Here is an 8,652-nt window from a genome sequence, read left to right as displayed (position 1 = left end):
GCACGGGAGGCAGGGCACCCTGTCCCCGTGGCTCGCCCGTGGTCGACGAGGTCGGCAGGGCCAGCCGCATCGCCAGGGTGGCCAGCAGCAGGCCCGCGGCCAGCCAGCCCAGCCATCTAGGCAGCGCGCTCGGCCTCACCCAACGGCTCCGGGCCGCTGCCCGGGGTGCCAGCCGGGATGACCCGATACCCCGGCCAGGCGCACCCTGGGCGCCGGCGGCAGCGTCCAGTCCTCGGGACGCTCACCGAGGTAGGCTTCCAGGCGCTGCCACAGGCTTTCGCCGGAGTGCACCCCGGGCTGCCAGGTGGCCAGCCGCGTGCCGGTAAGCTCGCCGAGTTCGATGCGCTGTCCGACCTCGGCGGCGTAGCGGCATCCCCATGCCACGCCCTGCAGGCGTGGCAGGTCCTGGGAGGTGTCGAGCAGGGAGGGTGAGCCGAAGCAGTGGTCGCTGGCGCGTTCGAGCAGGGAGCGCAGGTCGTGGGTGCTGGCCTCCAGCTCCAGCAGGCGCACCTCGTGGCCGCCGGTGAGGCTGACCAGGTGGTCGCGCGTGATGGGGCTGCCGGGAGGGAGCAGTACGTCGTGACGCCATCCGGGGGAGAGGGCCAGGTCGGCACTGCCCTGGCCGAGCAGGGCGTCGTTGATCACGGCGTCCCAGCTGCCGCCGACGGTGTCGCGCCGCCAGAGCCAGTCCGGTGCCTGCGCCAGGGGCGCATCCAGCCAGCTGGCGAAGGGAGCGCGGTCTGCCTCCAGGCGCTGCTGCAGCTCGGCGGCACGGCTTCGTGCCTCGCCCCCCAGTTGGGCGGCGTCGGCCAGATGGAAGCGCGCCTCTACCCGCCAGCCCTGTCCCTCGGGCGAGCAGCTGAGCTGGAAGGCCCCTGCGGCCCGGCACCCCGGAAAACAGACCGGCAGGGTGCGCCCCTCGGGCTGGCGCACCGGCACCAGCGCCGGCCAGAAATCCTGTCCACGGGCACACAGCAGCAGGTCGGCAGCCGACAAGCGCTCGGCCAGCCACAGGCCGGCGCCGGTGCCGCAATCGGCCAGCACCACGACCAGGTCGGCCTGCTCACTCGCCTCCCGGGTGTGGCGCTCTACCTCCCGGTACCAGGCATCGAGCGGGCGCATCTCGTCGGCGGCGTGGGGGTCCGTGACACCGACCACCGCCACCCGCGCCCCTCCCCGGTCGAACAGGGTCAGGGGCCGCACCGTGCCGGCCGGGTTGCGCTCCTGCCCGAGCAGGCCGAGAACGGGGCCCTCGAAGGCCCGGTACATACCGGCGGCCTGATCGGGCCAGAGCAGGCGCTCGTCGCTGCTGACGCGCACCTCGGCCCCCAGCAGGCGGCTGGACGCCAGGCCGGCTTCCCCCCGGGTGAGGTGACAAAGGCCACTGCCGTTCCAGCACTGGCCATTCTCCAGGGTCAGGGTGCGTGTCTTTCCGAGGGTGTCGCGCAGGGCCTCGAGGCGCGCGGCCAGGGCGCCCTGGCCGCCGAGCGCGGCGCTTCTCGCCTGGCGCGGCAGCAGAAGGGCCGGTGGGCCGGCGGCCATGGCCATCGCCGCGTCGGCGGTGAGCCAGGGCGGCTGGCCCAGACGCCGCGATGGCCCCAGGTGCGTGGCCGGTACCACCGGGAATCCCGGGGTGCGGGCATCCAGGGTATCCGCGTAGTAGAGGAGCTCCACACGAGCCTGCTTGGGCAGGGGCCGTCGCCGCGGCGCCGTCGATACGGCACAGCCCCCCAGCCAGGAGGCGGCGAGGCCGAGCGCTCCGCCCCGCATCAGGGTGCGTCGGGTGATGCCGCGAGCGTCATCGTCCGGGAGGTGTGAGGGCGGCGTTGGCGTCATGGATGGCTTCGCTATCCTGCGGTGGCGTGTCGAAGCGGCGGCAGCCGCTGACAGGTCGGAAGTGGGCCTGGGTTGGTGGGATATCCTAGTGAAGGATGGATGACGCTTTCGTGACGGGCAGAGGACAGTCCCGTGAAGACTCTGCCTCGCCAGGAAAGCGTCTTTTATCGTTAACGCGCTTGTCACCTTGCCGGCTTACTTTTCGCTGGCGACCCGGCGAATCCGTCGGTTCCGGCATTTCAACCTGGCGACCTGGAGGGGCAAGCATGAGCAAGGAAATCGAGGATCATCGCAATTTCAATCAGAGCGGTAACGAGCCGTTCTCTTCCGTCCTGGAAAAGCACGTGTCGCGGCGTGACATGATGCGTGGTGGCCTGGGCCTCGCCGCCGTGTCGGTGATGGGGTTCGGGGCCGCCGGCGCCCTGGCCGCTCCCGATGCCCGTACCGGCATGAAGGGCAGCAGCGCACCGGGCAAGAAGCCGCTGACCCTGGCCTTCGAGTCCCTTCGTGGCAAAAAGCTCGACAGCGTCGTGGTGCCCGCCGGCTACACGGCTCAGGTGCTGATTCCCTGGGGCGCGCGGCTCACCAGTGACGTTCCCGAGTGGCGCGAGGATCTCGAGATCACCCCGGAAATCCAGGCCAATGCCATCGGAATGCACCACGACGGGATGTACCATTTTCCGCTGAACAAGGGCAGCGAGTCCCGGGAATTCCTGCTCGCCATCAACCACGAATACATCGACCAGGGCGCCCTCTGGGCACCCCGGGGCGGCCCGACCAATGCCCGCGAGGGGCGGCGTCCGGCCGACGAGGTGCGCACCGAGATCAATGCCCACGGTGTCTCCGTCGTGCACGTGAAGAAGCAGGCCGACGGCCGCTGGAGCCATGTGGTCGACTCGCCCTACAACCGGCGCATCACCAACGCCTCCGAGATGGAGATCGCCGGGCCGCTGGCCGGCAGCGACTATGTCAAGACCAAGTTCTCGCCCGAGGGCACGCGTACCCGCGGGACCTCCAACAACTGCGGCAACGGCTACACTCCCTGGGGCACCTACCTGGCCTGCGAGGAGAACTGGCCCGGCTACTTCGTGCGCAACACCGACCGGCAGCTGGACGATGACCGCCTGGGCGTCTCCCGGGGGCGCGGGCGCTATGGTTGGGAGACCGCCGCCGACGACTCGTCCGAGCGGAATGACGAGTTCGCCCGCTTCAACACCGATCCCGTCGCGGACAACGCCACCGGTGACTACCGCAACGAGGCGCGCACCTACGGCTACCAGGTCGAGGTCGACCCCTACGACGGCACTCGACGCCCCGTGAAGCGAACCGCCCTGGGCCGCTTCCGCCACGAGGGTTGCTGGGTGGGCAAGCTGGAGCCGGGCAAGCCGGTGGTCTTCTACTCCGGCCACGACGCCCGCAACGAGTACATCTACAAGTATGTCTCCAAGGCGACCTGGAGCCCGGCCGATGCCAACCGGCCGGGTGCCAACTTCGACCGCCTGGCGATCGGTGCCAAGTACCTGGACGAGGGCACCCTCTACGTGGCGCGCTTCGATGCCGACGGCCGCGGCGAGTGGCGGCCGCTGACCCCGCAGGCGCTGACCAAGGATGGCCGTCGCCTCCACGAGGCCCTGGGACTGGCCGCCGATGACCAGGCGGGCATCATCATCCATACCTGTGATGCCGCCGACCTGATGGGCGGGACGCCCATGGATCGCCCCGAGTGGGGCGCCGTGGACCCGACTTCCGGTGACGTCTACATGGCGATGACCAACAACAGTCAGCGCACCGCTGAGGGCACGGCGCCGACCTATACCAACGGCGGCAGCGACGTCGAGGAGCCGGGTGTGGGCTTTGCCACCGCGCCGGTGAATGGCCCCAACCCCCGCGAGTCCAACAGCGCCGGCCAGGTGATTCGCTGGCGCGAGGGTGCCGACGGGGTCCACTTCGACTGGGAGGTATTCGTCTTCGGTGCCGCTGCCGCGGATGCCGACAACTACTCCGGCCTGACCGAGCTCAACCAGTTCGCCAGCCCCGATGGCCTGTGGTTCGACGATCGCGGCAACGGTGATGGCATCCTCTGGATCCAGACCGACAACGGCTACGACCCGGTCGAGGAGGCCACCAACGACCAGGTGCTGGCCGTGGTGCCCAATGGCCTGGAGGTGGGCGACGCGCGCGCCGTGGTGAATGCCGGCAACCAGCAGCAGCTCAAGCGTTTCGCCGTGGGTCCCAATGACTGCGAGGTCACCGGGATCTTCGCCACCCCGGACAAGACTGCGCTGTTCATCAACATCCAGCACCCGGGCAACTGGCCGGCCTCGGAGGATGCCACCGCGCAGACCCAGGGCAGCGTTCGCCCGCGGGCGTCGACCGTGGTGATCCAGAAGGAGGATGGCGGCCAGATCGGCGTCTGAGCCCGGCTTCGCCGGTATCTATGCGGCATAAGCTTGAAGCCGTAAGAAGCATCGCCTCCGCGGCACGCGCCGCGGAGGCGATTTCGTCAAGGCTCGCGTCGAGCGTCAGGCCCTGGCGGCGTAGGCGAAGAGCAGGGTCTCCTGGGCGCTGATCGGGGCCGCGCCGCCGGGCTGCTGCTTGACGTAGAGGCCGTCGCTGCGCAGCAACCAGCTCTGGCAGTTGTCCACCAGGTAGGTCTCGAGGTCCTTGCGGACTCGGGCGGCCAGCTTCCTGTCCAGCAGCGGGAAGCAGGTCTCCACTCGGTGGAACATGTTGCGCGCCATGAAGTCCGCGCTGGAGCCCCAGGTCTCCGGCTTGCCGTCGTTGTGGAAGTGGAACACCCGGGTGTGCTCCAGGAAGCGGCCGATGATCGAGCGTACCCGGATGTTCTCCGAGATGCCGGGAATGCCCGGGCGCAGGCAGCACATGCCGCGGATGATCAGGTCGCACTCCACCCCGGCCCGTGAGGCCCGGTAGAGCGCCTGGATCAGCTTCGGCTCGGTGAGCGAGTTGCACTTGATGATCAGGTGGGCGCGCTTGCCCTTGCGGGCATGTTCGGCCTCCCGGTCGATCCTGGCCACCATCTGCTCGTGCAGGGTGAAGGGGGCGTGCAGCAGTTGCTCGATATGCCGGGCCCGGCCCATGCCCGAGAGCTGCTGGAAGACCTTGTGCACGTCGGCGCAGAGCACCGGGTCGGCGGTCAGCAGGCTGTAGTCGGTGTAGAGCTTGGCGGTCCGCGAGTGGTAGTTGCCGGTGCCCAGGTGGGCATAGTGGCGCAGCTTGCCCCGTTCTCGGCGCACGATATGCATCATCTTGGCGTGGGTCTTGTAGGCCATCACCCCGTAGATGACGATCGCCCCGGCCTCCTGCAAGCGCGAGGCCAGCGCCAGGTTGTCGGCCTCGTCGAAGCGCGCCCGCAGCTCGATCACCACTGTGACCTCCTTGCCGTTGCCGGCGGCCTCGACCAGGGCGTTGACGATGGGCGAGTCGGCGCCGGTGCGGTAGAGGGTCTGCTTGATGGCCAGCACGTCCGGGTCCCGGGCGGCCTCGCCGAGCATCTCCTCCACCGGCGAGAAGGACTGGAAGGGGTGGTGGAGCAGGATGTCGCCATCGGCGATCGCCGCCAGCACGCTGTCGGCCTTGCGCAGCGACTTGGGCAGGCCGGGCGTGAAGGGGCGGTAGAGCAGCTCGGGACGCTCCACGTCGCCCAGCACCGACATCATGCGGGTCAGGTTCACCGGGCCATTGACCCGGAAGAGGTCCGCCTCCTCGAGCTGGAACTGCCGGAGCAGGAATTCGGTCAGCTCGTCGGGACAGTTGTCGGCCACCTCCAGGCGGACCCCGCTGCCGTAGCGCCGCGACAGCAGCTCGCCGCGCAGCGCCGAGGCGAGGTCGGAGACCTCCTCGGGGTCAACGGAGAGGTCGGCGTTGCGGGTCAGCCGGAACTGGTAGCAGCCGAGCACCGTCATGCCGGGAAAGACCTCCTCGGCATGGGCATGGATCATCGAGGAGAGGAAGACGTACTCGCTGAAGCCCGCCTCGCAGAGCGCCCCGGGCAGGGCGATCACCCTCGGCAGCGAGCGGGGGGCCGGCAGGATGGCCAGGCCTCCCTCGCGGCCGAAGGCGTCCTTGCCCTCGAGCTGGACGATGAAGTTGAGGCTCTTGTTGACCAGGCGCGGGAAGGGGTGGGACGGGTCCAGGCCGATGGGACTGATCACCGGCATGATCTCGGTCTCGAAGTAGTCGCGCACCCAGGCGCGCTGGGCCTCGGACCAGTCCCCGCGGCGGCGGAAGCGCAGCCGCTGGGCCTCCAGGGCGGGAATCAGCACCTCGTTGAGGATCTGGTACTGGCGCGCCACCTGGGCATGGGCGATCTGGGCGATCTCGGCCAGCACCGAGCGGGGCGAGCGGCCGTCGGCGCCGGTGGAGTCATCGCCGAGCAGGACCTGGTTCTTGAGGCCCGCCACGCGGATCTCGAAGAACTCGTCCATGTTGGACGAGAAGATCAGCAGGAACATCAGCCGGTTGAGCAGCGGATGGGCCTTGTCCAGGGCCTGTTCCAGCACCCGGACGTTGAACTGCAGGTGGGAGAGCTCTCGGTTGAAGTAGAGCCCGGGGTCGGCCAGGTCCGCCTCCGGATCCGGCAGCGCCTTGGGCTTGATGCCGGTGCGGGTCTGGTTCAGCCGCGGGGCGGGAGGCTCGGGGGGCTCGCCGCCCTGGGGCGGGGTGGGCAGGTCGGGCTGCCGGTCGGGACCGCGTGTCTCTTCCATGGAGATTCCCTGTCGTCGGGCGGAAGGGCGCTGTCCCTCCCGTCGTCTATGGCGTCGCGAGCAGCCGGGCCGCCCGCTTGGCGAAGTAGGTCAGCACGCCGTCGGCGCCGGCGCGCTTGAAGCAGAGCAGCGATTCCAGGATCACCGTATCCGCCTCCAGCCAGCCGTTCTCGAAGGCGGCCATGTGCATGGCGTACTCGCCGCTCACCTGGTAGGCGAAGGTGGGCACCCTGAGCTCGTCCTTCACCCGGCGTACCACGTCCAGGTAGGGCATGCCAGGCTTGATCATCACCATGTCGGCGCCCTCGGCCAGGTCCAGGGCCACCTCGTGGAGCGCCTCGTCGCCGTTGCCCGGGTCCATCTGGTAGGTGGTCTTGTCCGCCTTGCCCAGGTTGCCGGCGGAGCCCACGGCGTCGCGGAAGGGGCCGTAGTAGCGCGAGGCGTACTTGGCGCTGTAGGCCATGATCCGGGTGTTGACCAGCTGCTCCTGCTCCAGCACGTGGCGGATCGAGCCGATGCGCCCGTCCATCATGTCCGAGGGCGCCACCACGTCGGCACCCGCCTCGGCGTGGGAGAGCGCCTGCTTGAGCAGGGTCTCCACGGTGCGGTCATTGTGGACATAGCCCGCCTCGTCGAGGATGCCGTCCTGGCCGTGGCTGGTGTAGGGGTCGAGCGCCACGTCGGTGATGATGCCGAGCCCCGGGATCGCCTCCTTGAGGGCGCGCACGCTGCGCTGGACGAGCCCCGAGGCGTTGTAGGCCTCCTCGGCCAGCTCGCTCTTCAGTTCCGTGCCCACCACCGGGAAGAGGGCGATGGCCGGGATGCCGAGTGCGAAGGCCTCCCGGGCCTCCTCGATCAGCAGGTCGAGCGACAGCCGCTCGACGCCCGGCATGGAGGGCACCGCCTCGCGCTGGCCCTCGCCCTCGAGCACGAACACCGGCCAGATCAGGTCGGCCGCGGTCAGGGTGTGCTCGCGCATCAGGCGGCGCGAGAAGTCGTCGCGGCGCATGCGGCGCAGGCGCGAGGTCGGGAACTGGCGTGTGGTCATGAAGCTCAAGGCGTCTCTCCGCATAGGGGGTCGGGACCGCCGTCCCGTCATTGTGGCGATGCTGGATGACGGATTGATGACAGCGGCAGTCGAATGCCTCGAGTATATCAGTGTCGCCCGGCGTCGAAAGCCGCGCCTTGTCGCACCCGGACCGACTCTCTAAAGTGAAGGCTTGCGGATTTCAGGGCCTGGCTTCGCCGGGCGCCTACCTTCAAGGAGAAAGGCATGAGCAAACAGGTGGCGGTCATCCTCTCGGGATGCGGGGTGCAGGATGGTGCCGAGATCTACGAGACCACCCTGACCCTGCTGCGCCTCGATCAGCTGGGCCTGGGCTATCGCTGTTTCGCCCCCGACATCGAGCAGTACCACGTCATCGACCATCGTCGTGGCGAGGTGGCCGAGGGGGAGCGTCGCAACGTGCTGACGGAGTCGGCGCGCCTGGCCCGCGGCGAGATCTCGCCCCTCGACGAGCTCGAGGCGGACGACTTCGATGCGGTCATCCTTCCCGGCGGCTTCGGGGTCGCCAAGAACCTCTCGGACTTCGCCGAGGCGGGGGATGGCATGCAGGTGCTCGACGAGCTCAGCGAGGCGCTGTCCGGCTTCCATGAGGCGCGCAAGCCGATCGGCCTGATGTGCATCAGCCCGGTGCTGGTGCCACGCCTGCTCGGCCCCGGCATCGCCGTGACCGTGGGGCATGACCCGGGCGTCGCCGGCGCGATCAGCGCCATGGGCGGCCTGCACCGCAGCTGCGGGGTCGAGGAGATCGTGGTGGATTTCGAGAACCGCGTGGTGACTACCCCGGCCTACATGCTGGCCACGCGCATCAGCGAGGCCGCCACCGGCATCTTCAAGCTGGTCGACCGCGTCGACGAGCTGATGGATCTGTAAGCTTCAAGCGCCGAGCGCCGAGCTACAAGCAACCCCCCGAAGGCCGAGACCCTCGGGGGGTTGCTTTTGCTGGCTCGGGTCTTAATCCTGCTTGGCCGCTTGGCCGCTTGGCCGCTTGGCCGCTTGGCCGCTTGGCCGCTTGGCCGCTTGGCC

General features: G+C 69.2%; 5 protein-coding genes. 2 read left to right on the top strand and 3 right to left on the bottom strand.

Annotated features, from left to right (window positions below):
- Positions 1-135: 135 nt before the first annotated feature.
- Positions 136-1,836: a hypothetical protein gene (locus SCI24_RS16200; protein ID WP_318726361.1), complete on the bottom strand. Its 1,701-nt coding sequence runs from the start codon at positions 1,834-1,836 to the stop codon at positions 136-138.
- Positions 1,837-2,102: 266 nt separating this feature from the next.
- Here SCI24_RS16200 and SCI24_RS16195 point away from each other — a divergent pair, with 266 nt between their 5' ends.
- Entirely contained in the window at positions 2,103-4,253 is a 2,151-nt protein-coding gene (locus SCI24_RS16195; RefSeq protein ID WP_318726360.1) for a PhoX family phosphatase, read from the top strand.
- 105 nt (positions 4,254-4,358) lie between these two features.
- On the opposite strand, the gene ppk1 is transcribed toward SCI24_RS16195, so the two are convergent.
- Positions 4,359-6,563, bottom strand: coding sequence for a polyphosphate kinase 1 (ppk1, locus tag SCI24_RS16190; RefSeq protein WP_318726359.1), 2,205 nt, complete (start codon positions 6,561-6,563; stop codon positions 4,359-4,361).
- 46 nt (positions 6,564-6,609) lie between these two features.
- Positions 6,610-7,611 carry a porphobilinogen synthase gene (hemB, locus tag SCI24_RS16185; RefSeq protein WP_412930024.1) on the bottom strand — a complete coding sequence of 334 codons (1,002 nt, stop codon included), beginning with the start codon at positions 7,609-7,611 and terminating at the stop codon, positions 6,610-6,612.
- A gap of 225 nt (positions 7,612-7,836) precedes the next feature.
- Here hemB and elbB point away from each other — a divergent pair, with 225 nt between their 5' ends.
- On the top strand, positions 7,837-8,499 hold the full coding sequence (elbB, locus tag SCI24_RS16180) for an isoprenoid biosynthesis glyoxalase ElbB (RefSeq protein ID WP_318726357.1): 663 nt from the start codon (positions 7,837-7,839) through the stop codon (positions 8,497-8,499).
- Positions 8,500-8,652: the final 153 nt, after the last annotated feature.

This window comes from Halomonas sp., from assembly GCF_033549285.1.
In the GTDB taxonomy this organism is placed as follows: Bacteria; Pseudomonadota; Gammaproteobacteria; order Pseudomonadales; family Halomonadaceae; genus Halomonas.
This window is presented reverse-complemented; position numbering and strand designations above follow the sequence as displayed.